The organism is Deinococcus fonticola (assembly GCF_004634215.1).
Lineage (GTDB): Bacteria > Deinococcota > Deinococci > Deinococcales > Deinococcaceae > Deinococcus > Deinococcus fonticola.
The window spans coordinates 17,667-42,270 of sequence record NZ_SMMH01000003.1 but is presented as its reverse complement, the minus strand read 5'-3'; the positions used below and the strand labels follow the sequence as shown (position 1 = coordinate 42,270).

Below are 24,604 nucleotides of genomic sequence, written 5' to 3'. Positions count from 1 at the left end.
ACAGCGCCGCCGCAATACTGTTCGCGGCGGCCCTGGCGCGGGCGTCGGCCCGGTGGTGCGGCATGCCCCGCAGTATAGGGGCGCAGGGTCAGGCCAGCCGGGGGCCCTACCCGTCAGAGTTCCTCGAAATACTCGCTGTCCACGCGGCGAATCCTGTACGTCTCGCGGGTGCTCACGCCCACGCCGTAATCGATCATGAGGCGGGCCAGGGTTTCTCCGTCGATCAGGATGATGTTGCCGATCTGGGCCGCTGTTTTCCTGGCCCCCTCACTGAAAGTCGACGTGGTGATGAACACGCCTTTGCTGGCTTTGTGGTAGGTCAGACTGCCGGAAAATGTCCGAATTTCCGGACTATGTACCGTGTCCCGCCAGCGTTTCGCCTGAAGATAAATGCGATCCAGGCCCAAAGGATCCTGTTTGATCAGTCCGTCCACGCCGTTGTCGCCGCTGCGCCCCAGGGCCTGCCCGGCGTCGCGCACACTCCCGCCGTAGCCCATCGCCACCAGCACTTCCACCACCAGCCGCTCGAACTGTGCCGGGGTCAGCCCCTGCGCCTGGGCCAGCAGCTCGGCGGCCAGGGAAGCGTTGAGTTCCGCGTAGAGCGAGGAAAACTGTTCTTCGGGCGACAGGCTTTCGGGGCTGGCTTCACTGCTGTGTGGGCGGGCAGTGTCGGCGTCAGTTCGTACGCTGCCCGTTTTGGCCTGCTGAAACGCCATGAATTCGTCGAATTGCATCAGGTCTTTGGCGGTCACACGCTCAGGGAAGCGCTGAAGCAGGGCCAGGCCACGCGGCGTAATGGCCACGCTGGCCCGCTGCGGGCTGCTCAGCGTCCCCGCCTTGACCAGATACGTTTTCGCCCAGCCGACGCGGTTCATGAACGTGGATTGCCGTCCGCTGGGCAGCATCTCGGCCAGGTCGGCTTCGGTCAGGTGGAACTGTTCGGCCAGCGCCGCGTGCACCTCGCGCATGGTTCGGGTCTGCCCGTCCGACAGCAGGGCCAGCAGGGGACGCATGAAAGTCTGGTAATCAGGGACAGCCATAATGGGCAGTGTGGCATTTTATGTTGCCCAGACGGTGAAAAACCCAGTTTGCGCTCAGGCTTTACCATTCGGTAGGATTAGACCGCTTGTCTAAGACTCCCGTGCTGTTCGGCGGGTCAGGCTTCTAGGCTAGGGACATCATGACCTTTTCTATTCCAGAGTTCCCGTTGCCCGACGGGCGAGGCCGCTACGGGCGCTACGGTGGCCGTTATGTGCCCGAAACACTGATTCCGGCACTGGACGAACTTGAAACCGCTTACCGCGCCGCGAAGAACGATCCCACCTTCCTGACCGAACTGGAGCGCCTGTTCAAGGAATTTGTGGGCCGCCCCAGCACCCTCTACCTGGCCGAGCGCCTGACGCAGCACGCGGGCGGCGCCAAAATCTACCTGAAGCGCGAGGATCAGAATTTCACCGGGGCGCACAAGATCAACAACTGCCTGGCGCAGGCCCTGCTGGCGCGGCGCATGGGCAAAAAGAAAGTCATCGCGGAAACGGGAGCCGGCCAGCACGGCGTGGCCACTGCCACCGCTGCCGCGCTGCTGGGCCTGGAGTGCGTGGTGTACATGGGCGAGGAAGATATGCGCCGCCAGGCCCTGAACGTGTTCCGCATGCAACTGCTGGGCGCGCAGGTGCGCCCCGTGACCAGCGGCACCGGCACCCTGAAGGACGCCACCAACGAGGCCATCCGTGACTGGGTGACGAACGTCCGCGACACCTTCTACATCCTGGGCAGCGTGGTGGGGCCGCACCCCTACCCGGCGATGGTGCGGGATTTCCAGAGCGTCATCGGCGTGGAAACCCAGGCGCAAATGCTGGAGCACGAAGGACGCGCCCTGCCCGACGCTGTGGTTGCCTGCGTGGGGGGCGGCAGCAACGCCATTGGTATTTTCGCGCCGTTCGCTTACCTGCCGCAGGAGCAGCGCCCGCGCCTGATCGGTGTCGAGGCCGCCGGCAAGGGCGTGGAGACCGGACTGCATGCCGCCGCCATCGCGGGGGGCCGGGTGGGCGTGCTGCACGGCTCGCTGATGTACCTGATGAACGACGATGAGGGCCAGATCGTGCCGCCGCACTCCATCAGCGCGGGCCTCGACTACCCCGGCATCGGCCCGGAGCACTGCTATTACGCCGATTCAGGCCTGGCCGAGTACGTGCCCGTCACCGACGCGCAGGCCCTCGAAGCCTTCCAGCTGCTGACGCGCCTGGAGGGCCTGATTCCGGCCATCGAGTCGGCCCACGCGGTGTACCACGCGGTCGAGCTGGCCCGCAGCATGCGCCACGATCAGGTGATCGTCGTGAACCTCTCCGGGCGCGGCGACAAGGACGTGGCCGAGGTCATGCGCCTGCTGGAACTGGAAAGGCAGGGTGGGGCGCAGGAGTTCACCCCTGGCCCGGCCAGACGCGAGGAGGTCTTCGCATGAGTGCCACTTCAACCCCCAGCGACACCGCCCCCAGCAACACCGCCCCTGGTACCACGGCCCCCAGCAGCACGACCAACCGGGGGGTGCAGCGCATTCGCGCCGCGTTCGAGCGTGCCGAGGCCGCCGGGCGGGCCGCCTTCATGCCCTGCATGACCGCCGGGTATCCCAGTGCGGCCACTTTCCCCCAGGTGGCCGACGACCTGCTGACACACGCCGACCTGATGGAGGTGTGCATCCCCTACAGTGACCCCCTGGGAGACGGCCCCACCATGCAGCAGGCCAGCGAGCAGGCCCTGGCGGGCGGCACCAGCACCCGCCGCAGCCTTCAGCTCGTCAAAGAACTGCGGCAGCGCCACGACACGCCCATCGCCCTGATGACCTATGTCAACCCGATCTACGCGGTCGGCCCGCGTGAATTCATGCGCCTGGCCGCCGACGCCGGGGTGGACGGCCTGATTCTGCCCGACCTGCCCCCGGATCAGGATCTCGAAATCGCTGACCTGGCCGCCGAGTACGGCCTGGCCGTCACTTTCCTGATCGCGCCGACCAGCACCCCGGAGCGTGTGAAGCTGGTCGCCGAAGCCTGTACGGGGTTCGTCTACGCCGTCAGTGTCGTTGGCGTGACCGGTGCCCGCGAGGGCAGTGCGCTGGGTGAGGTGCCCGCTATGCTGGCCCAGGCGAAACAGTACAGCCGGGTGCCGGTGGCGGTGGGTTTCGGCGTGAAGGACGCCGCCACCGCCCACAGCGTCGCGCAGGTCGCTGACGGCGTGGTCGTCGCCAGCGCCTTCGTCGATGCCCTGCGGCGTGGGCAGGAGGTCGGGCCGCTCGCCGACGAGATCTGGGCGGGGTGCCAACGGTAACAGCCAGAGGCAATGATCAGTGAGGTTGAAGGTGTCCAGGCGAGCCAGGGCACCTTCAACAAGTTATAAAGACAGACATGCCTGGGAAAGTCGGGGGCTTACTTCGTGATGAATGCGAGCACCTGCGCGAACACGCGACCGTCGTCGTGGAGGCCGCTGTGTGACAGGCAGGACGTCTGCACGTTCATCGCGCCGGTCAGCGGGACACTGCTGTCCGGGTTGATCGCCTCGTCACACGGTGAACGCCAGGTGCCGTAACGTACGTTGCCCGGCGTCTCATCACCGGCGTTCAGGTTTGACAGGAACGCGGAATTCAGGCGCATCTCCCCGCAGGCCACCGACGCGCAGTAATTCGACATGAATGTCCCGTGGTTCGGCCCGGCTATGGACACCCAGGCGTCCACCTTCGCCGTCCCGCCCAGGAATTTCAGGTAGTACCGGCTGGAGAGGCCGCCCATGGAGTGCGTCACGAGGTCGACCCGCTGCGCCCCGGTCTGGCGCAGCACCCGGTCGACCAGTTCACGGAGTTGCTCGGCTGTCCGGGCATTCGACTGCGAAACGTCATACGCCCAGTTGAAAAGCTGCGCGTCCGGAAATCCTGCCTGACGAAAATGCTGAAGCATGGCGTCCCAGGTCGTGGCGTCTGCATGCCAGCCGTGAACGAAAATCACGGGGTCGTTGCCCGCCGCTTGTGGCTGCGGTAATTCCTGCTCCTTGAGCCAGTTAGGCGGCCCTTCTTCACGCCCGCACCCCGAAAGGACGAGCAGCCCCAGCAGTGCCGCCAGACCTATTTTGACTCGACGCGTCATCTTTCCCCTCCCCATGCAATCACCTCAAAGTAACAACCGTGACAGAAGGGCACAAGCAGAAATGCGAGGTGGGCGTTCAGCCAGCCGGGCCGCCTCCCATTTAGACGGGAGAGTCCGGCTTACTTTTCCCCAGTTGCGCGGTTCCTGCCTCAGGTTGGGGTGACGCTTGATTCTTACGAATTTCAATGCTATCTTCTTCCTCGCTGCCGAAACGGCAAACAGTCGGTAACGTGCAGCACGAACAAATCAGGGTTGTTAGCTCAATTGGTAGAGCAGCTGACTTTTAATCAGCGGGTTCCGGGTTCGAGTCCCGGGCGACCCACCAGAAATAGCCCCGCCTAGTGCGGGGCTTTTGTGTTGTTGGTCGTGACAGCCCTCAGAGGTCTTGCAGGGCCAGCAGCAAAACCGGGCCTTCCAGATTGGAAAAGCCCGGCTATGCCTCGATTTCCCGAAGATTTTTACATGTTGTGCAGGACGTTCATGATGTCGCCGTCCTTCATGACGTAGTCCTTGCCCTCGGTGCGTACCCAGCCTTTGCTTTTGGCGGCGGCCCAGCCCCCTGCCTCGACCATCTTGTCCCACTCGATCACTTCGGCACGAATGAAACCGCGTTGCAGGTCGCTGTGAATTTCCCCGGCGGCCTCGGGAGCCGTCTCACCTTTCCGGATCGTCCAGGCACGGACTTCCTTTTCACCCGAGGTGATGAAGGTGATCAGGCCCAGCGTCTCGTAGCCGACTTTCACCAGTTGATCCAGACCGCTTTCCTGAACGCCCAGGTCGTGCAGGAACTCGCGGGCTTCGTCCTCAGGCATTTCGGCCAGTTCCCCCTCGATCTGGGCGCTGATCTTCACGACGGGGGCGCCTTCCCTGGCGGCATACTCGCGCACGGCTTTCACGTGCTCGTTGTCCTCCTGCAGGTCGCCCTCACCGACGTTGGCGACATAGATGATGGGTTTGATGGTGATCAGCCCGAAATCCTTGGGAATCTTGCCGTCGTACGTGCCGGCGCGCGCGGGCTGGCCTTCGCCCAGGACTTTCAGAATCTGTTCGGCCAGTTCAGCCTGCTCCCTGGCTTCCTTGTCATTGCTCTTGGCTTTCTTCTGGAGGTTCTGCACGCGTTTTTCCAGGCCGGCCATGTCGGCTAGGATCAGTTCGGTGTTGATGGTCTCGATGTCGTCCAGCGGATCGACTTTGCCGGCCACGTGAACCACGTTGCCGTCCTCGAAGCAGCGCACCACGTGTGCGATGGCGTCCACCTCGCGGATGTTCGCCAGGAACTGGTTGCCCAGGCCTTCGCCCTTGCTGGCCCCCTTCACCAGGCCCGCGATGTCCACGAACTCCACGAACGTGGGAATAATCGGGGGCACGCGCTCACCCTTCGTGAACACCTTGCTGAGCCCGCTGAGGCGCTCGTCAGGCACAGTCACGCGGCCCACGTTCGGCTCGATGGTGGCGAAGGGGTAATTCGCGGCCAGCGCCCCGGCGCGAGTGATGGCGTTGAACAGCGTGCTTTTTCCGACGTTGGGTAGACCCACAATTCCAATTCCGAGACCCATGGTTTCACTCCTTTACTCCGCCTTAGGGCGGCAACCCTGACAGTTTAAAGGATGCACGTGTTAAAGGAGGCGCGGGCCTAGAGCAGCGGCCCAGAGCGTCGACACAGAGCGGCTGGCTCAAGTCCATTCTGCCGAGGCGGGGGGCCAGTCACTCACGTTGGTAGGTGTGCTGGCCCAGCCGGGGGTGGCCTGTCGGTAAGGCCTGGTGATGATGAGATGGTCGCCTTCCCAGCGGGCCGCGCCGGAACGGGTCATTTCCCCGAGCAGTTGCGTGAAGAATTTGGTGGGCGTGACGTGGAAGACATCCCTGGCGTAGTCCGTGATCCAGGGGTTTCTGGTCTGGTAGGCGTGTAAGTCCTGCTCGGTCATGGGATCTTCGCTCATAAGGGCGAAAGCAAAAATACGCTTGGTGCCGTGCCAGGCGGCCTTCATGGGGTTCCCAAGCATTTTCTCCGTGCGGGTGCGGGCGTCGTTGATGGCGCTGGGAACGTCCGTAATCACGGGGCCGTGACCGGGGTAAGCCACTTCAAGGTTCAGTGCCGCCAGCCTGTCCAGGGATTCCAGGGCTCGCTCGGCGGAGTTCAGGCCATCCCGGTGAAAGTTGAGCCGCCCGATGTCCCCGGTCATGAGGGCGTCCCCGGTGATCCCGCCCCCCTCACGGTGCAAAACGATGTGCCCCAGCGAGTGACCGGGCGTGTGCAAAGCGTGCCAGGTCGAGTCGCCAGCGTTAAGGGTGTCCCCGTCCCGCAGGAACTGGGTGACGTGGTACGCCTGCACGGGTTGCGTGAGCCAGCGGCCCAGGCACGCTTCCGGGTCGCGGCGGTTCACGGCCCGGCCTTCCCAGGGGTGCGCGGCAATGGGCGTACCGTGGTGGGTTTGCAGGTGGTGGTTTCCGCCCACGTGATCGGTGTGGTGGTGCGTGTTCACGATCAGGGCCAGCCGGGCCGCACAGACGCCCTGAGCGGTCAACCAGCTTTCCAGCTCATGCACGCCACTGCCAAAGCCCGCGTCCACCAGGGTGGGGCGTTTTCCGTACATCAGGACGCTGTTCGCGTCGGGGTAAGGGCGCTCGAAAAAGGAAATCCGGTTACGGCTCACGCCTGACCTGCGGGCGCGTCGGGCTGCAGGCGCGGGAACGTGGGAAAACCCGTGAACGTCGCCTGGACGACCACTTCGCCGCCCTGGTTGGTCATGCAGGCCGCGCACAGCAGGCGTTTACGGCTTTCGTCCTTCTCCAGCACCTCGACCACACACGTCACGGTGTCGTCTATAAACACGGGCCGCCGGAACTCGAAGTGCATGTCGGCCGCCAGAAACCCCTGCATGCCGCCGATGTGCGTCAGCATGCTGCCCGTCAGCAGGCCCGGCACGATGCGCCGCCCGAAGGGGGCTTCACGCGAGAACTCGTCGTCCTGGTGAAACGGGTTGAAATCCCCGGTCACGCCGCAGAACACCGACACGTCGCCGTCCGTGAAGGTGCGGCGGTAAGTGTACGTCTGTCCAACCTGCGCCTGTGCAAAGGCCTGCTGGCGACGCTGTCTGAAGTAGGCGGCATCGGTCATAGACCACTGTACCGCCCAGCTACCGCTAAAAAAACCGCCCGGCACGTTGGCTGGGCAGTTCTTCAGTGGCGCGCGCACACGGAGGTATCGGTTCAGTAGAACGTGCTGATGCGCTCGACGTTGTGGCGGTGGTGCGGGAAGCCTTCCTCGGCACGGTGACCGATGGGCAGCATGCCGGCAAATTGCACGTGCTGGGGCAGGCCCAGGAGTTCCTTCACTTTCTCGGGGTCGAAGCCCAGCATGGGCACGCTGTCGTAGCCTTTGCCGCGTGCGGCGAGCATCAGGAAGCCGAAGGCGATGTTGGCCTGGGTCAGGCCCCACTGGCCGCGCTGGGCGACGTCCTGGCCCTCGAAGTTGCTGCGCAGGCCGGCGGCGCGGGTTTTGATCTGTTCTTCGCCCATGTTGGGGTGAACGGTCTCCTCGGCGCTTTGCAGAAAGTCTTCCATGTCGCTGTAAACGACGATCACGGCGGGGGCGCTGGTGACCTGGCCCTGGTTGTAGGCGGCTTCCTGAAGCCTGGCCTGAAGCTCCTTGTTCTGAATCACGGCGAAGCGGGTGGGCTGCACATTGTTGGCGGTGGGCGCCAGCGAGGCGAGGCGCAGGATGTCTTGCAGGTCGTCCTGGTTCATGGGTTCCTGGACGAATTTGCGAATGCTGCGGCGATTTTCGATGGCTTCGGTCATGCTCAGGGGTTTGGTGGCGGTTAACGTCATGACCCGATATTAATTGAAGTGCTTTGAAATATCAAGCAGTGTAATTGACCTCCTGATTTGTAGGGCAAAAGAGTGTAAGATGTTGTCATGAACGATCACTCTCCTTCCTTCTGCCCGGTCTACAGGGCCATCGGCATGCTGCAGGAAAAGTGGGTGCTGCACATTATCCGTTCGCTGCTGGACGGCGAAAAGGGCTTCAACGAACTGGCCCGCGCCATCGGCGGATGCAACAGTGCCACCCTGACGCAGCGCCTGGAACACCTGGAAACGCAGGGCCTCATTCAGAAACGCAGCGAGGACAGCTACGGCAAACTGGCCCGCAGCGTCTACAGCCTCACGCCCGCCGGACAGGAACTCCAGGCCGTCATCCAGGCCATCGACGGCTGGGCCCGAAGCCACCTGCACGCTCAAGAGCCCGCCCACGCCTGAGCGTTGTGGAGTTCATGAATTTTCGACGTTGCTCGGTCGGGAAGCGTTCTAAAGTCAGGTTCCACCCCTCCTGACCACCTGCTCTCTCGTCGAACTGGGAAGGGGAGAGATCGGGTGACCGACAGGGACGCCGAGAACTCCTTTCATCTCATGCCGCTGAAGTTCCAGCGTCACCAACCCTGCATCCCTTTTCCCATGCGCTTCACCGCCTACACTTCAGGGGTGAAGCGTCTTTCACTGTCCCTTCTGCTTGTGCTCGCGGCCAAACCGGCGCAGGCCAGCCCCGCTACCGACCTTTTCAGGGCCGCCACCAGCGTGGTGCAGCGCGAGTACTACGGCTGGGCCAGCGCCGACCTGAATGCCCTGATCGCCGGGGCCGCCACCTCGCTGGACGCCGAGTGCGCCCCGCAGGCCGACACCTGCCCTTTCGAGACCGGCCGCGCCGCGCTGACGAACCTGTTCGAGCATTACGGGGACGCGCACACCAACGTCCGCTCGCCCGAAGCGGCGCAGCGCCTGCGCGAAGCGATGCAGGATCTGGCGGTGCCGCGCACCGGCGCACGCACCGTCCGCGCCGAGGGCGGCCTGCTGGTGGTGTCCGTCATCGCGGGTAGCCCTGCCGAGCAGGCCGGACTGCGCCGCTTCGACCTGCTGCCTACGGTGGACGGCCAGCGCGCCGGGCAGCGTGACGGCCAGAACGCCGAGATCGGCCCCAACGAGTTCATGCGGCTGGAACGCCGCGCAAAGCCCATCACCGTCACGCGCCGCCGCGCCGGGCAACCCGAGGACACCCTGCAACTGGGCAGCGCCCTCCTGCGGGCCCGTGATGAACCCACCCTGCTGTGGGCCGACGACCAGCACGGCACCGCCCTGATCGACCTGCCGTCCTTCCTGACGGCCGGCACCGCCCGGCGCTTCCTGAACGCCGTGCAGCAGGCCCGGCAGCAGGGGGCGCGGCAACTGGTTATCGACCTGCGCTTTAACGGCGGCGGCAGCCTCAGCGAGTGCGTCATGGCCGCCAGTGTGTTCGGCCCGGTGATCTACCGCAGCCAGGACAGGTGGGGCCAGTTCAGTTACTACGGTTTAAGAGGCGGGCGCGGCGACCCGGCCAGCACCGAACAGGCGGCCAGCCGCCCCGACTCGCCCTCCGGCGAGGCCGTGTGGTCAGGCCCAGCGGCCGTGCTGGTCGGCCCGAACACCGCCTCATGCGCCGAGGTGTTCAGCCATTACGCCCGCCAGGCCGGGGTGAAGGTGGTGGGCGAGGAGACCAAGGGCGTCGGCAATTCCGGCGTGCAGTTCCACGATCTGCCCGACGGCGGCCTGGTGGCCGTGACCGTCCTGAAGGCCTTTGACGCCGACCAGCACCCCCTGCCGCCGCGTCTGGCCCCCGACGTCACCGCGCCCCTGAGCATTCCGGCACTGACCGGCCTGGGGCGCGACACCACCCTGGAAGCCGCGCTGCAAACCCTGTCGCAGGCGGTGGTGGGTTCGCCGCCCTGATTGCCTTACTGAGGTCGCCGTAGTGGGGGCGCCGCACTGGGGTGGGCCGGCCCGCTATCCTGCCTGACGGGTGGCCCCGGTTGCCTTGAGGGCTTGGGCAAATCGTAACTTCCGGTCTGCTATGCCCCCCCCGGAACGCTATTCTGAGGGTGGTCAAGCCCTACAGACCACGATCACACCCACCAAGCGCCGCCCCGGCGCACTTCGCCCCAAAGGGGGTTTCCCTGCATGACCAACCGTTACGATGACCGCGCCCGACTCGTGTTCCACTACGCACGCGAGGAAGGCAACCGCCTGGGCCATGCCATGGTTGGCCCGGAGCACCTCCTGCTGGGCCTGATGCGCGAAGGGGGCACCGCCGCCGGAATCCTCGCGGAGTTCGGCGCTTCGCTGGACGGCCTGCGCCGCCGCGTCGAGGAAATCATCGGGCGGGGCGAGGGCAGCCGCCTGAACGACGCCCCCAGCATCACCCCCCGCGCCCGCCGCGTGATGGAACTGGCCAGCAGCGAGGCCCGTTCCCTGGGTGCCCAGGTCACTTCCACCGAGCACATCCTGCTGGGCATCATCCGCGAGGGTGACGGCGTGGCCTTCCGCATCCTTCAGGAACTCACCAAGGACGTGGACACGATTCGCTGGCGCATCCTGGCGCAGGGCGACACCAGCAGCGGCGGTAAGGCCAACAAGCCCGTTCCCACTCCCTTCCTGGACGAGTACGGACGCGACCTGACCAAGTGGGCCAGGGAAGGCAAACTCGACCCGGTGATCGGGCGCAGCGAGGAAATCCGCCGCGTGACGCAGATCCTTACCCGCCGCACCAAGAACAACCCGGTGCTGATCGGTGACCCCGGCGTGGGCAAAACCGCCATCGTGGAGGGGCTGGCGCTGGCCATTCACGAACAGCGCACCCCGCCCAACCTGCACAACGTGCGCCTGGTCAGCCTCGACCTGAGCGGCGTGGTGGCAGGCACCAAGTACCGCGGCGAGTTCGAGGAACGCCTGCGTCAGATCATCGAGGAACTCCGCAACGCCAAGGTCATCGCCTTCATCGACGAGCTGCACACCCTGGTCGGCGCGGGCGGCGCGGAAGGCACGCTGGACGCCGCCAACATCCTCAAGCCCGCCCTCTCGCGCGGGGAGATCCAGGTGATCGGCGCGACCACCACCGGCGAGTACCACCGCTACATCGAGAAGGACGCCGCGCTGGAACGCCGTTTCCAGCCGGTGATCGTGCTGGAACCCAGCCCCGCCGAAACGCTGCAAATCCTCAAGGGCCTGAAACCCAAGTACGAGGAACACCACGGCGTGCAGATTCCCGACAGCGCGCTGGAACTGGCGGTGCGCATCGGCGAACGCAGCCTGCCGGGGCGCAACTTCCCCGACAAGGCCATCGACCTGATCGACGAGGCCGCCAGCCGCGTGCGCCTGAACATGAGCGTGGGCCTGCCCGTGGCCGAAACCGACGACGGCGAACCGATGGTCACCCGCGAGGACATGGAAGCCGTCATCAACAGCATGGGCGGCATCTACAGCGAGGAAACTGCCGCGCAACTGCAAGACCTGGAAGAGCAACTGGGCGAGCAGGTGTACGGCCAGCCTGACGCGGTGAAGGCGCTCTCCAGTGCGCTACGCCGCGCCCGCGTGGGCCTGGGCGGACGCACCCGCGTGGCCGCCAGTTTCCTGTTCGTCGGCCCCAGCGGCGTGGGCAAAACACACCTGGCAAAAGCCCTCGCCAGAACGCTGTTCGGCAGTGAACGCGCCCTGATCCGAGTGGACATGAGCGAATTCCAGGAAGGCCACAGCGTCAGCAAACTCATCGGCAGCCCCCCCGGTTACGTCGGGTTCGAGCAAGGCGGACGCCTGACCGAAGCGGTGCGCCGACAACCATTCAGCGTCATCCTGCTCGACGAGATCGAGAAAGCCCACCCGGACATCTACAACACCTTCCTGCAAGTCCTCGACGACGGACGCCTCACCGACGGCCTGGGCCGCACCGTGGACTTCAGGCGCACCATCATCATCATGACCAGCAACACGGGCTTCAACGTGAACCCCACCATGGGCTTCAGTCCCGTCACGCCCGACAACAACGCCCCGCTGCGCCACATCTTCACCCCGGAATTCCTGGATCGCCTGGACGACGTGATCCGCTTCAAGGCCCTGGGAGAGGAAGAACTGGTGCGCGTGGCCCAGCAACTGATGGGCGAGATGCGCGAGGAACTGGCCAGCCGCGAACTGAACGTCACCTTCGACCCGGCCATCGCTAGCTGGCTGGTCGGCAAACTCAAGGCCCGCAGCCCCAAACACGCCGTGGGCAGCAGCCGCCAGCTCCGCACCCTGGTGCGCGAGGAAATCGAAGACCCGCTGGCCGTAGAACTCCTCGGCAACAGCGGCCAGGAAGTTCGCGTGGTGCTGGGTGACGAAGGCATCCAGTTCGAGAAAGGCGAGGAACCTGCCGCCCGGCAAATCCTGGCGTAAACGGAGGGAGCAGCAGACTGGGCGGGGGAGACCTCGCTCAGTTTTCTTGTCTGGATTCCCAAGTCCCGGCCGTTCTTTCCTGACTGGGAAGACCGTTCATACCCTGAGTCTGCTGCCTCACCCATTCGTTTTGGAAGGCACGCTTTAACATACGGGTCATGACGAAAAGCATCCACGATTTTCAGGACGAGCACGGACGCATTACCTACTGGCCCAGTGACCGCCGCAAGGCGCACCAGCAGGCAGTGCTGCATTACCTGAGGGGCCTGTTCGAGACGGGTGTGTCCTACCAACAGGGCGAGGTCGAGCAGATTCTGACCGATCACAGCACGCTGGAAGACCCCAGCATTCTGCTGACCGAATTGCTGGAGAGCGATTACCTCGTCACTGACGGCGAGACGTACTGGCGGGCCGACGGGCGCCCCAGTTCACGTGGCTAAAGCCCCGAAAACGCAGTTTGTCTGCAACAGTTGCGGCTACCGTTCCGCCAAGCCGCTGGGGCGCTGCCCGAACTGTCAGGCGTGGAATTCCTTCGAGGAGGAAGCACCTTCGGTCGTGGCTCCTGCCGGTCGGGGCGGGTACGGTGGCGTTTCCGGTGGCAAACTTACGCCGCTGTCCAGCGTGGGGCGGCGCGAGGAGCCGCGCACGAGCAGCGGCGTGCCGGAACTTGATCGGGTGCTGGGCGGCGGGCTGGTGGCGGGCGGCGTGACGCTGATGGGGGGCGAGCCGGGCATCGGGAAAAGCACGCTGCTGCTTCAGGTGGCGGACAAAGTGGCGGCCTCCGGCGGCCCGGTGCTGTACGTGGCGGGCGAGGAGTCGCTGGAGCAGATCCGGTTACGGGCGGATCGGCTGGGCGTCACGGCTGAGCTGCAACTCACGCGCGACACGCGGGCTGAACACATCGCCGCGCTGATGCAGGAGCACCGGCCTGCGCTGTGCATCGTGGACAGTATTCAGACCGTCACCGTCGAGGGCGAGGGCGCGCCCGGCGGCGTGGCGCAGGTGCGCGACGGCACGTCCATGTTGACCCGCGCCGCCAAGGAAACCGGCACGTCCACGGTGCTGGTGGGACACGTCACCAAGGACGGCACGGTGGCGGGGCCGAAGGTGATGGAGCACATCGTGGACACCACTATTTTTCTGGAGTCGGTGGGGGCCTTCCGCCTGCTGCGCAGCGTGAAGAACCGCTTCGGGCAGGCCGGTGAACTGGGCGTGTTCGAGATGCGCGGTGAGGGCCTGATCGCCGTCGAGAACCCCAGCGCCGCGTTCCTGGCCGAGCGCCCGGTGGATGTGCCCGGCAGCGTGGTGGCCGCCACCGTGGACGGTCAGCGCCCCATGCTGCTGGAGGTGCAGGCCCTGGCCTCCAAGACGCCTTATCCGAACGCCCGCCGGGTGGTGGTGGGCCTCGACCCCCGGCGCGTGGACGTGGTGCTGGCGGTGCTGGAACGCCGCCTCGACCTGACGCTGGGCGGCCTGGACGTGTACGTGAACCTCGCCGGTGGTCTGAAGGTGCCGGACCCTGGCCTGGATCTGGCGGTGGCCCTGGCGGTGTATTCCGCTGTGGTGGGCCGCGCCCTGCCGCAGAACGTGGCCGTGTTCGGTGAGGTGGGCCTGGCCGGCGAGGTGCGCAGCACCCAGATGGCGCTACGCCGCGCCGAGGAAGCCGGCCGCGCCGGATACCAGCGCCTGGTGTTACCGCCTGGCCTGGAAGGGCATCCGGGCGTGAAGAGTGTCGAGGAAGCCGTGGGCGCCGTGTGGCGCGGCACCGAACATTCAAGAGCGCATTAAGGTTTGATGGTGTTTTTCCCCGGCATTTCGGCGGCCGCTCGGTACATGGCCCGCCCGGGGATGGGTCAAACTGCCTGCATGAAGAACGCCCTGAAACTGCTGACCCTCACCGCCGTGCTGCTGACGCCCGCCGCCCTGGCCCAGGACAACAACAACGACGTGGCCACGACCGACACCACCACCGCCGACAACCGTGGCGCCACCGATTCCGCCACCGACTGGGGCTGGCTGGGCCTGGCCGGCCTGCTGGGCCTGGCCGGCTTGGCAGGCCGCAAGTACACCGAAACGTACACCACCACCCGAACCACCGGCACCACCAGCACCCCCCGCTGAAGCGCGCTCAGCTCGCCTGACCGTCCTCTTTGCAGGACGGTTTTTTTGGTCTTGCACTGGAGCAGGTCTGCGAATTCTGTCAGGTAGAGAACTGCACTCCGTAGGGCTCCATTCTTCGTCCTGCTCATCTCAATTCACTCGCGCTGCTCGGACAAAATTACTTCGTTCTTTCATCAAATGTTCTAGCATCAGGGCATGACCACCGCGCTTGCCGAACTGGCCGGGGCCCTGCTGGCCGGGCAACGCCGCGCCCTCGCCAAGGCCATAACCCTGGCCGAGTCCACCCGCCCCGAACACGAGCAACAGATCCAGCACCTGCTGACCCTGCTTCAGGGCCGGGCTGGGCCGTCCATTCGCGTGGGCCTGACCGGCGTGCCAGGCGTGGGGAAAAGCACCTTCATCGAGGCGCTGGGCGTCCTGCTGGCCGAACACGGGCACAGGGTGGCGGTGCTGGCAGTCGACCCCAGCAGCGCCCGCACTGGCGGCAGCATCATGGGCGACAAGACCCGCATGCCCCAGCTGACGGTTCACCCCAACGCCTTTATCCGGCCCAGCCCGTCAGGCGGGACACTGGGGGGCGTGGCGCGGCGCACCCGCGAAACCACCCTGCTGTGCGAGGCCGCCGGGTATGACGTGATCCTGGTGGAAACGGTCGGCGTGGGCCAGTCCGAAACGCATGTGGCCGGCATGACCGACCTGTTCGTGCTGCTGACCCTGCCCAACGCCGGCGATGAACTCCAGGGCATCAAGCGCGGCATCATGGAACTGGCTGACATCTGCGTGGTGAACAAGGCCGACACCGCCCCCAGGGCCGCCATTCGCGCCCAGACCGAACTGCGGACTGCCCTGACCCTGCTGACCCCGCACGACGCGCTATGGCGACCGGTGGCGCTCAAGGCCTCTGCCGTGACGGGCGAGGGTATCCCGGAACTGTGGAAGAAAGTGCAGGAGTACATCAGCCAGGTGGACATTGCCGCCAAACGCCACCAGCAGACCGCCGGGTGGTTCGATGAACTGCTGCGCGAGGCCGCCTGGCGCGAATTCAGGGAGCGAACCGGGCCGCCGCGGATGCAGGAGGTGCGCCGCGCGGTGCAGGCCGGTGACCTGACTGCCGTGCAGGGCGTCGAGAAGCTGCTGTCCAGAGAAGCCGCGCAGGTTTAGAGCATTGAACAAAAGAACGCAGCGCTTTTTGTTCGAGCAGACCGGCATAGCTTCACAGGAGAGACAGGAGAGAATGGAGCTATGTAAGTGGCGTTCTCGGCAGAACGGAATTCGGAGACCTGCTCTAGCGCGTGCTCACCGGCAGCCGCGCCAGACCCCGGATCACGAACCCCCCCGTATATTCCGGCGTTTCGTTGACCAGGCGCAGGTTCGGGAAGGTGCGGCACAGGGCTTGCAGGCTCAGCGCCAGTTCCAGCCGGGCCAGCGGGGCGCCCAGGCAGTAGTGAATGCCCAGCCCGAAGGTCAGGTGCGGGTTCGGCTCGCGGGTCAGGCGCAGCTCATCCGGCTGCTCGAAGCGCCTTGGGTCGCGGTTGCCGCTGGCGTACAGCAGCGCCACCCGCTCGCCCACCTTGACCTCGTGCCCAAAAAGCGTCATGGGTTCCAGCGCAATCCGCTCGAACATCGGTAGCGGCGTGTCGAAACGCAGCAGTTCATCCACCGCCAGCTTGAATTTCGGCAGGCTGCCGGGTTCCTGCGCCCACCCCACCAGCTCGTTCCAGCGGTCGCGGCGGCGCATCAAAGCCAGGATGCCCGCCGACAGACCGTTGACGCTGGCCTCGTGCCCGGCGTTCAGCAGCAGGATGCAGGTGTCGATCAGCTCTTTTTCTGTCAGGCGCTCACCCTCGCTTTCCACCTGCGAGAGCGCGGTAATCAGGTCGTCGGCCGGGGTTTTCCGGCGTTCGTTCAGCAGTTCTTGCAGGTGCGCGCTGAAGTCCAGCACTGCCCTTTCCGCGTCCGCCTGATCCTGTGGGGTCTTGTCCGGTTCGTACATCTTGACGATGGCCGCCGACCACGGACGCAACTGCTCGCGCCATTCGTGCGGCACGCCCAGCAACTCGGCGATCACCGTGACGGGCAGCGGTTCGGCATAGTCGGCCACCAGGTCGAACGTGTCGCCCAGAGTCCTCAGCCGGTCAGCCAGAATGACCTGAATACGCGGCGTAAGGCCCTCCACGCGCCGGGGCGTGAAAGCCAGTTGCAGCAGGCCCCGCAGGCGCGTGTGCTTGGGCGGTTCGCTGTCCAGCACGTGGTTGTCATTGAAAGCGTCGAAGTTCACCTGCCGGGGGTCCGGCGGCGGCCAGCCCAGCTCGTCGCGCGAGTAGCGGTGCAAGACGCTGCGCCCAAAGCGTTTATCGCGCAGCAGGGCGCTGATGTCCGCGTGGCGGGTCAGCACCACCCGGTCGAGGCCCGGATCGAAGAAAGCCGCCGTCTCCTCGCGCCACTGTGCCAGCAGCGGGTAAGGATCGGCCACGAAGGCCGGATCGGAGAGCGGCAGGGTTCGTTGCGGGAGGGAAAGGCCCGTCATGGCGTCAGTATCGCGCATCTGGGCACGCTGCGGCGGCTGAACTGGGCGGCTGGCTTGGGCGGATGAGCTGGGCTGATCCTGTTCGGCTGGCCCTGTCCCCAACTGAGGCGCAGGTGAACTTCAGGACGGTTCCTGTTTTTCACGTGTACCCGGTACACTGAGGAAGTTATGCTGCCGGTGCGCCTCCTGATGATGTTCCTCGGACTCCTGGCCGGATACGGTGCCGGGGGGGTGCTGGCGGCCTCGACGCCGCCGGACACGGCCACCGTCAACACCGTCAGCCTGATGCTCGCCGGGATGCTCAGCGGCCTGCTGCTGGCCCCGCGCGTCGAGAAGTTCATCGCGCCGCGCCTCAGCGCCCTTCAGGGCTGGTACGGGCGCCTGACGCCCACCACCGTGACCGCCGCGACCTTCGGGCTGATCGTGGCGCTGCTGGTCAGCGTGCTGCTGGCAAACCTGCTGCGCGGCCTGCCGTTCTATTCGTCGGCCATCAGCATCGCCTTCACGGTGATTCTGGCGGCCTTCTTCATCACCTTCGCGGTGCGCAACGAGGACCAGTTCGGGGCGCTGGCCTTTCAGCAGCCCAAGCGCAAAACGGGTGGCAAAATCCTGGACAGCAACGTGATTATCGACGGGCGCCTTCTGGAGCTGGCCCGCTCGGGCTTTCTGGAAGGCGACCTGATCGTTCCCGCGTTCATCCTGCGCGAACTCCAGACCCTCTCGGACAGCGCCGACCCGCAGAAACGCACCCGGGGCAAACGTGGCCTGAACGTGCTGGAAGAGCTGCGCGGCCTCCGGCCCCTGCGCATCGAGGACTGGGACGACCCCAACCTGCCCACCACCGACGACAAACTGATCCGGCTGGCCCGCGAAACCCACGCCAAACTGCTGACCAACGACGGCAACCTCACCAAGATCGCCAAGCTGCACGACGTGCAGGTGCTCAGCATCCACGAGGCCGCCGTGGCCCTCAAGCCCCAGGTGCAGGCCGGCGACAACCTGACCATCACCATCACCAAGGGCGGGCAACAGAAGGATCAGGGCGTCGGTTACCTGGAAGACGGCACCATGGTGGTCGTCGAGGACGGGATGAAAATGCGCGGCAAGCCTGCCCGCGTGACGGTGGTGAATAACGTGCAGACCAACGTGGGCCGCATGATCTTCGCCAAGCTGGACAAAGAGCAGCCCGCCGCGTGACACGCTAGAAATGCTCTAGCCTCTGGGGCATGACCCGCGCCCTGTACCATGAAAACGTGTTCCATGAGAGCGGCACGCCACTCGCTTTTCAGGCGACCGTGAGCGCCGTGCGAGACGGTGAAGTGAAGCTGGATGCCAGCGCGTTCTACCCGGAAGGCGGCGGTCAACCCGGCGACACGGGCCGGCTGCGCTGGAACGGCCACGAGGCCCAGGTCACCGACACCCGCAAGGACAAGGGCAGCGGCGAAATCTGGCACGTGGTGCAGGGTGATCTTCCGCCCGTCGGCACCGCCATCTCCGGTGAAATCGACGCGGCGAGGCGCTGGCGGCATATGCAGCGCCACAGCGGCGAGCACCTGCTGGCCCAGGCCTTCTTGCGCGTGAACCCCGCTTTTCAGGTGGTGGCAGTCAGCATGAACAGCCCCGAATGCCACCTTGACCTGAAAGGCGACCCGCAGGAAGCCGACGTGCGGGCGGCCGAGGTGCTGCTGCGCGAAGTCCTGGGCCGCGACGAACTCACGCTGGAAACGCCCGTCGTTGCCGAAACGGAACTGGCGAATTACCCGTTGCGGCGTGAAACGAAAATCACCGGGCAGGTCAGGCTGGTGATCTTCAGAGACCGAATGGGCCACTCCTTCGATGTAAGTGCCTGCGGCGGCACGCACGTCCCCCGCGCCGCCATGTGCGCGCCGGTCGTCGTGCTGCGCACCGAGCGCATCAAGGGCGGACTGACCCGCGTCACCTTCATGGCCGGGGAAGAAGCCGGCGAGTACCTCAGCGGCGTCTACCGCGTGGCGCGGGCGCTGGGCCAGACGTTCAGCGTTCCTGTCGAGCGCCTGACCGAGAAAGTCGAGGCCCTGGACGGCGAACGCCTGGCCCTGAAACGCGAACTGGAGGCGGCGCGCTCCAGGCTGGCCCAGGTTCTGGTTCAGGCCACCCCGGCAGAAGGGCTGGGCCAGTTGCGGGTGCGCTTCATGGAAGTGACGGACGCCGCCCTGCTGCAACCCGCCCTGACCGCCGACCATGACGGTGACCTGGTGGTGGGCCTCGCGCCGGATGGCCGCTGCGGCGTGGCTTCCCGCGTGCCCGAGCTGCACGCCGGCCACCTCCTGCGCGCGGCATTGACGGTCACCGGCGGCCAGGGCGGCGGGAAACCTGACCTGGCCCAGGGCAGCACCCTGAACCCCAGCGGGTTCTTCGAGGCCGTCCGTTGGCACATGAAGACCATGAAAATATTGTGAAATGCCGATACTTCCCTGACATTTTTCCCCCTACACTGTGGAACGCATGAAAAAGAACCTTGCCCTGATCGGCCTCAGCCTGACCCTGAGCGGCTGCACCATGCTCGGCCCGGCCACCACGGACATAACGGTGATCGGCCTGAACGACTTCCACGGCAACCTGGAACCCACCAGTTTTGCCGGCGTGATGGTGCCGGATCCCAAAGACCCCAGCAAGCAGGTCAGGCTGACCACCGGGGGCATCGAGGTGATCGGCGGTTACCTCGACGCCGAACGCGCCAAGCAGAAGAACCTGGTGTTCGTGGGGGCAGGTGACCTGATCGGCGCGTCCCCGATCACCAGCAGCCTGCTGCGCGACGAACCCAGCACCATCGCCCTGAGCAAGCTGGGCATGAAGTACAGCAGCCTCGGCAACCACGAGTTCGATCAGGGGCTCAAGGAACTCCAGCGCATGCAGAATGGCGGCTGTGACAGTAACGACATGAGCAAGGCGTGCAAGTTCATGAACCCATACCCCGGCGCGACCTTCAAATGGCTGGGCGCGAACGTCGTGGACAAGACCACCGGCAAACCCGTGTTCCCCGCTTACCAGATCGAAACAGTGAACGGCGCGAAAATCGCTTTCATCGGCGCAGTCACCAAGACGACGCCCACCATCGTCAGCCCGGAAGGCGTCGCCAGCCTGAACTTTCTGGACGAAGCCGAAAGCGTGAACAGGTACGTCCCGGAACTCAAGGCGCAGGGTGTGGACGCCATCATCATGCTGATTCACGAGGGCGGCGTCAGCAAGGACGGCTTCGACAAGCCCGCCTGCGGCACCCTGACCGGCCCCATTGCCGACATCGTCAACAAGCTTGACCCGCGCGTGGACGCCGTGATCAGCGGTCACACCCATCAGGGCTACAACTGCGTCGTGAATGGGCGCACCGTCATTCAGGGCGACTTCTACGGGCACCTCTTGCAGCGCCTGGACATGACCATCGACCGCCAGCAGCACAAGGTCACCAGCATCCGCGCCGCGAACGTTGTCATGGATCCGCGCAGCACTGCCAGGAACGCCGACATGACCGCGCTGGTCACCAGGGCCCGGCAACTCACCGACGCCGTGAAGCAGACGCCCATCGGGACGCTGGCCAGCGCCAGCGTGTCGCGCACCAACAACGACGCCGGCGAAAGTGCCCTGGGCGACCTGATCGCCGACAGCCAGCTGGCCGCCACCAAAGACAAAGGGGCCGTCATCGCCTTCATGAACCCCGGCGGCGTCCGCGCCGACCTGAACGCCACGGCACCCAACAACACCGCCACCTTCGGCGACCTGTACGCCGTGCAGCCCTTCGGGAACACCCTGGTGGTCATGGACTTGACCGGGGCGCAGATCAAGACCCTGCTGGAACAGCAATTCGACAACCCCAGCGCGGGCCAGAACCGTATCCTGCAGGTCAGCCAGGGCTTCACCTACAGCTACGACAGCACCGCCCCCAAAGGCAGCAAAGTCGACCCCGCCAGCATCAAACTGGACGGCCAGACCCTCGACCCGGCCCAGACCTACCGCGTGACCATGAATTCGTTCCTGGCCACCGGCGGCGACAACTTCGCGGCCTTCAAGGACGGCGTCAACGTCCTGCAACTCCCCAACCTGGTGGACGTGGAGGCCTTCAGCACGTACCTGAAAGCCAACGCGGGCCTGGCGGGGGGCAAACAAGACCGCATCATCAAGAGCAAGTAAGCACGCCGAACAGGGCAGACGGCTCCGGGAAACTGGGGCCGTCTGTCTTTTTTCGGGATGCGCCAGCCGGCAGAGGGAAGAAGCCGCAGCCAGAAGCCACAGCCCAGGCATACTGGGCGGGTGCCTGACCTGCGCCTGCTTGTGGATGATGTGGCTTTCGCCGTGCGTGCCGTACTGGTCTGCCAGCGTGACGGGAAGCTACTGGTCGAATCAGGCGATTACCCCTTTCAGAATTTGCCGGGCGGAGCCCTCCTCACGGGTGAAGCCCTGGCAGACGGCGCAGCGCGTGAATGGCACGAGGAAACCGGGCTGAAGGCGCAGGCGGTGCGTCTGCTTGGCCTGGTGGAGAATTTCTTCGAGTTGAATGGCCGCTGCTGGCACGAACTGGGGTTTTACTTCGGGGTCGATGCGCAGGACGCCTTACCGGACAGGCCCTTCAGGGTGGTCGACAACACCGCGAACGTCCTGAACTGGATTGACCCGCTGGCCGAAATGGACAGACCGACTTACCCCACCGCCGCCCTGAAACTTCTTGACGTTCCAGAAGGAAAATTTCGCCACATCATCAACCGGGAGGCTAAACGCCCGCCCGCGCTGGACTTGCGGCTCGACATTCACGGAACAGCTTTCCAGCTGCGGGTACACTTGATCTACGTGCAGGACGGCCAACTCCTGACCAATACCGTGCCCGGTTCAGGGTTCTGGTTCCTGCCGGGCGGCAGCGTCCTGCTGAACGAGGATTCCCTGACGGCGGCCAGGCGCGAATTCCAAGAGGAAACGGGCCTGCACGCCCAGAGTGCGCGACTGGTCGGTATCACCGAAGGCTTCGACCGCCGCACGAACAGGCAGCAACTCGGGCTGTGTTACCGCGTCGAGACGGAGGAGCGGCTGCCAACAAGAGCTTTCCCTGTTCGGGATCACGACGAGTTGCAAATGCAGTGGGTTGCCCTGTCCGAGGTGGATTCGACCGTGCATCCACGCGATCTGTCGAAAATGCTCGACGGTGCAGAAGGACAGATCGAGCATTCCGTCACCGGGTGGGACACCGTCTAAGCGGGGCTGAGGTTGGCAAATTTCACCAGCAGTTTCTTGGCACCCACCGAGGGGAAATGCACCGTGACCTCCTGCTTGTCGCCGGTGCCGGCCACCGCCAGCACCTGCCCGGCGCCGAATTTCGGGTGCGTGACCTTCTCGCCGCCCCGGTAGGCCATGCCGGCGGTCAGGGGGCTGGTGTTCTTCACGGCCACGCTCGCGGAGGTGTCGGGGCGCGCCGGCACAGTGGGGCGGTACTGTTTCCAAGATTTGGCGCGGTAGTCGATCACCTGCCCGTAGGGGTCGATGGTGTCGAAGTGGCCCTCCAGTTCCTCCAGGAAGCGGCTGTCCTCGGCGGCGTTCGTTTTGCCGTACTGCATGCGGTTCTCGGCGGCCGTCAAAAAGAGACGTTCCATCGCCCGAGTAATGCCGACGTAGAACAGCCGGCGTTCCTCCTCGATGCCGCTGGGGCCTTCGGTGAGGGCGCCCCGGCTGGGCAGCAGGCCTTCTTCGGTGCCCACGATGAACACCACCGGGAATTCCAGGCCCTTGGCGTTGTGCATGGTCATCAGGGTGACGGCTTCCTCCGGCACGTCCTTGTTTTCCGTTTTTGTGCGCATGTCGTCCACGCTGGACAGCAGGGCCGCGTCGTCCAGGAAGTCGGCGATGGTGCCGTCGTGATCCTGCGACCACTCCTCGGCGGCGTTGATCAGTTCGTCCAGGTTCTCCATCCTGATCTGCCCTTCCTGGCCCTCCTGGCGCAGCATGTCCAGGTAACCGCTGGCGTCCATGACCGTGCGCAGGAACGCCGAGGGGCCGTAAGCGTCCGCCGCGTCCGAGAGGCCCTGCATGAGCTGGGCGAACTCCACGGGTTTGTTGGCGCCGCGTTCCAGAATATTTTGCTCGGCGGCATTCGCGCACGCGGTCAGCAGGGAAGTGCCGTTCATCCGCGCCCAGTCCATCAGTTTCGCCAGCGCCGTGTCCCCGATGCCGCGTTTGGGCCGCCCCACGATGCGGCGCAGGGCCACGTCGTCCGCCGGGTTGATCGATAGCCGGGCGTAGGCCAGGATATCCCTGATTTCGCGGCGGTCATAGAAGCCCACACCGCCCACGATTTTTGCCGGAATCTGCACGCGCCGCAGCGACTCCTCCAGCACGCGGGACTGCGCGTTCGTGCGGTACAGAATGGCCATGTCGTTCCAGCTGCGGCCCTCGCCGTGCAGGCGCGTCAGCCACTCGGCCACGAAATCGCCCTCACTGCGCCCGTCCGTCGCGCGGTGAAAGTGAACCGGGTGCCCGTCCTCTTTCACGGGTTTCAGGGTTTTTTCTAGACGTTCGGCATTGTTCTCGATCAACTTGTTGGCGGCCGTCAGAACCCTGGCGCTGGAGCGGTAATTGTGCTCCAGCATGTACACCTTCGCGTCCGGATAATCCTTCTGAAAGTCCAGAATATTCTGAATATCAGCGCCTCGAAACTTGTAAATCGACTGGTCGGGGTCTCCCACCACCAGCAAATTCCGGTCCCTGGAAGCCAGCAGCCTCGTCAATTCATACTGCGCCTTGTTCGTATCCTGGTACTCGTCCACATGAATGAACCGGGCCTTGTTCTGCACCTTGTCGAGAACGGCCGGCACCTCCTTGAACAGCCGCACGGTTTCCGTGATCAGATCGCCGAAATCAATGGCGTTCTGAGCTTTCTTGCTGCTCTCGTAACGGCGGTAGGCTTCGGCGGCGGACTCGCGCGGAATGCCGGAGATGTAGACCTCGGGCACGCGCTCCAGGTCGTCGGGGGTCATCAGGTGGCTCTTGGCGCGGTCGAGGATGCCCCGGATGGTGCGCGGCGTGGTGTCCGGCCCGATGCCGGGGATGCTGCCCATGATCTCCTTGAGCAGGTCGAGCTGGTCGTCGTCGTCGTAAATCACGAAGCCGCGTTTCAGGCCGATGTACTCGCCGTAAGCCCGCAAGATGCGCACGCCGGCACTGTGGAAGGTGCTCATCCACAGCCCCCCCGCGCCGGGCACCAGGTGGCTGGCCCGCTCGCGCATCTCGGCGGCGGCCTTGTTGGTAAAGGTCACGGCCAGGATTTCGCCGGGGTCGACGCCGTAATGCCCGATCAGGTGAGCGATACGGTACACCAGCGTGCGCGTTTTGCCGCTGCCCGCGCCCGCGATCACCAGCGCCGGGCCGGTGAAGTGGTCAGCCGCCTGGGCCTGCGTTTCGTTCAGTTGAGAGAGAAGATCAGTGCCAGAACTCACCGAACCAGTATAACCGCGCTGATTCTGTTGGGGGCATAATGAGCGGAAAGTGGAAGTCGCCGCCCCCGCACCGACCCGTAAAAAAAGACATTGCTTGGAACCTCTAAGATTTTTTCCAGGTCAACATCGGGTAAAATTCC

At 65.0% G+C, this 24,604-nt stretch carries 21 protein-coding genes and 1 tRNA gene; 14 read left to right on the top strand and 8 right to left on the bottom strand.

Features of this window, described 5'->3' with window-relative positions; genetic code table 11:
• Nucleotides 1-113 precede the first annotated feature (113 nt).
• On the bottom strand, nt 114-1,040 hold the full coding sequence (locus E5Z01_RS02525; protein WP_135227940.1) for a restriction endonuclease: 927 nt from the start codon (nt 1,038-1,040) through the stop codon (nt 114-116).
• Nucleotides 1,041-1,180: 140 nt separating this feature from the next.
• On the opposite strand from E5Z01_RS02525, the gene trpB reads away from it, so the two are divergent.
• Together trpB and trpA are read left to right on the top strand one after the other, a co-directional pair.
• Nucleotides 1,181-2,461, top strand: a complete 1,281-nt coding sequence (trpB, locus tag E5Z01_RS02520; protein ID WP_135227939.1) for a tryptophan synthase subunit beta — start codon at nt 1,181-1,183, stop codon at nt 2,459-2,461.
• Nucleotides 2,458-3,321, top strand: coding sequence for a tryptophan synthase subunit alpha (gene trpA, locus E5Z01_RS02515; RefSeq protein WP_135227938.1), 864 nt, complete (start codon nt 2,458-2,460; stop codon nt 3,319-3,321). The genes trpB and trpA overlap by 4 nt, the downstream gene beginning before the upstream one ends.
• A gap of 98 nt (nt 3,322-3,419) precedes the next feature.
• Here the strand turns inward: trpA and E5Z01_RS02510 are convergent, their stop codons facing one another.
• Nucleotides 3,420-4,130, bottom strand: a complete 711-nt coding sequence (locus E5Z01_RS02510; protein WP_135227937.1) for an esterase/lipase family protein — start codon at nt 4,128-4,130, stop codon at nt 3,420-3,422.
• A 249-nt stretch (nt 4,131-4,379) separates the two neighbouring features.
• Here E5Z01_RS02510 and E5Z01_RS02505 point away from each other — a divergent pair.
• Nucleotides 4,380-4,455: transfer RNA gene (locus E5Z01_RS02505), tRNA-Lys, on the top strand.
• A 133-nt stretch (nt 4,456-4,588) separates the two neighbouring features.
• Here E5Z01_RS02505 and ychF read toward each other — a convergent pair.
• The 4 genes from ychF to E5Z01_RS02485 all read right to left on the bottom strand — a co-directional run bounded on the left by ychF (nt 4,589) and on the right by E5Z01_RS02485 (nt 7,961).
• Nucleotides 4,589-5,686: a redox-regulated ATPase YchF gene (ychF, locus tag E5Z01_RS02500; RefSeq protein WP_135227936.1), complete on the bottom strand. Its 1,098-nt coding sequence runs from the start codon at nt 5,684-5,686 to the stop codon at nt 4,589-4,591.
• Between the two features lie 117 nt (nt 5,687-5,803).
• Complete coding sequence (locus E5Z01_RS02495; RefSeq protein ID WP_135227935.1) at nt 5,804-6,784, bottom strand: MBL fold metallo-hydrolase; 981 nt, start codon at nt 6,782-6,784, stop codon at nt 5,804-5,806.
• Entirely contained in the window at nt 6,781-7,248 is a 468-nt protein-coding gene (locus E5Z01_RS02490) for a MaoC family dehydratase (RefSeq protein WP_135227934.1), read from the bottom strand. Before E5Z01_RS02490 ends, E5Z01_RS02495 begins: the two co-directional genes overlap by 4 nt.
• 92 nt (nt 7,249-7,340) lie before the next feature.
• Nucleotides 7,341-7,961, bottom strand: coding sequence for a nitroreductase family protein (locus E5Z01_RS02485; RefSeq protein WP_135227933.1), 621 nt, complete (start codon nt 7,959-7,961; stop codon nt 7,341-7,343).
• A gap of 87 nt (nt 7,962-8,048) precedes the next feature.
• Here E5Z01_RS02485 and E5Z01_RS02480 point away from each other — a divergent pair, with 87 nt between their 5' ends.
• The 7 genes from E5Z01_RS02480 (at nt 8,049) to meaB (ending at nt 15,647) form a co-directional block, all read left to right on the top strand.
• Nucleotides 8,049-8,390: a winged helix-turn-helix transcriptional regulator gene (locus tag E5Z01_RS02480; protein ID WP_135227932.1), complete on the top strand. Its 342-nt coding sequence runs from the start codon at nt 8,049-8,051 to the stop codon at nt 8,388-8,390.
• Nucleotides 8,391-8,612: 222 nt separating this feature from the next.
• A complete protein-coding gene (locus E5Z01_RS02475) occupies nt 8,613-9,890 on the top strand; it encodes a S41 family peptidase (RefSeq protein ID WP_240738142.1) in 1,278 nt (425 codons plus the stop codon).
• 228 nt (nt 9,891-10,118) lie between these two features.
• Nucleotides 10,119-12,365: an ATP-dependent Clp protease ATP-binding subunit gene (locus E5Z01_RS02470; RefSeq protein ID WP_135227931.1), complete on the top strand. Its 2,247-nt coding sequence runs from the start codon at nt 10,119-10,121 to the stop codon at nt 12,363-12,365.
• Nucleotides 12,366-12,523: 158 nt separating this feature from the next.
• Nucleotides 12,524-12,805, top strand: coding sequence for a DUF2087 domain-containing protein (locus tag E5Z01_RS02465; RefSeq protein WP_119762534.1), 282 nt, complete (start codon nt 12,524-12,526; stop codon nt 12,803-12,805).
• Nucleotides 12,798-14,153, top strand: a complete 1,356-nt coding sequence (radA, locus tag E5Z01_RS02460; protein ID WP_135227930.1) for a DNA repair protein RadA — start codon at nt 12,798-12,800, stop codon at nt 14,151-14,153. The genes E5Z01_RS02465 and radA overlap by 8 nt, the downstream gene beginning before the upstream one ends.
• Before the next feature lie 78 nt (nt 14,154-14,231).
• Nucleotides 14,232-14,486, top strand: a complete 255-nt coding sequence (locus tag E5Z01_RS02455) for a WGxxGxxG family protein (RefSeq protein ID WP_135227929.1) — start codon at nt 14,232-14,234, stop codon at nt 14,484-14,486.
• Between the two features lie 195 nt (nt 14,487-14,681).
• The gene (gene meaB, locus E5Z01_RS02450) at nt 14,682-15,647 is read left to right on the top strand and encodes a methylmalonyl Co-A mutase-associated GTPase MeaB (protein ID WP_135227928.1); all 966 of its coding nucleotides are present in this window, start codon (nt 14,682-14,684) and stop codon (nt 15,645-15,647) included.
• A 124-nt stretch (nt 15,648-15,771) separates the two neighbouring features.
• Here meaB and E5Z01_RS02445 read toward each other — a convergent pair whose 3' ends face one another.
• Nucleotides 15,772-17,013 (bottom strand): cytochrome P450, encoded by a 1,242-nt coding sequence (locus E5Z01_RS02445; RefSeq protein WP_135227927.1) that lies wholly within the window; start codon nt 17,011-17,013, stop codon nt 15,772-15,774.
• A 168-nt stretch (nt 17,014-17,181) separates the two neighbouring features.
• On the opposite strand from E5Z01_RS02445, the gene E5Z01_RS02440 reads away from it, so the two are divergent.
• From E5Z01_RS02440 to E5Z01_RS02425, 4 genes are all read left to right on the top strand, one after another.
• Nucleotides 17,182-18,210, top strand: coding sequence for a PIN/TRAM domain-containing protein (locus E5Z01_RS02440; protein WP_135227926.1), 1,029 nt, complete (start codon nt 17,182-17,184; stop codon nt 18,208-18,210).
• Between the two features lie 29 nt (nt 18,211-18,239).
• Complete coding sequence (locus tag E5Z01_RS02435) at nt 18,240-19,451, top strand: alanyl-tRNA editing protein (RefSeq protein WP_135227925.1); 1,212 nt, start codon at nt 18,240-18,242, stop codon at nt 19,449-19,451.
• 46 nt (nt 19,452-19,497) lie between these two features.
• A complete protein-coding gene (locus tag E5Z01_RS02430) occupies nt 19,498-21,177 on the top strand; it encodes a bifunctional metallophosphatase/5'-nucleotidase (protein ID WP_135227924.1) in 1,680 nt (559 codons plus the stop codon).
• Nucleotides 21,178-21,297: 120 nt separating this feature from the next.
• Nucleotides 21,298-22,230 (top strand): NUDIX domain-containing protein, encoded by a 933-nt coding sequence (locus E5Z01_RS02425; protein WP_167757731.1) that lies wholly within the window; start codon nt 21,298-21,300, stop codon nt 22,228-22,230.
• Here E5Z01_RS02425 and E5Z01_RS02420 read toward each other — a convergent pair.
• Nucleotides 22,227-24,464, bottom strand: coding sequence for an ATP-dependent helicase (locus tag E5Z01_RS02420; RefSeq protein WP_135227922.1), 2,238 nt, complete (start codon nt 24,462-24,464; stop codon nt 22,227-22,229). The two genes, E5Z01_RS02425 and E5Z01_RS02420, sit on opposite strands and share 4 nt — an antisense overlap.
• Nucleotides 24,465-24,604 lie beyond the last annotated feature (140 nt).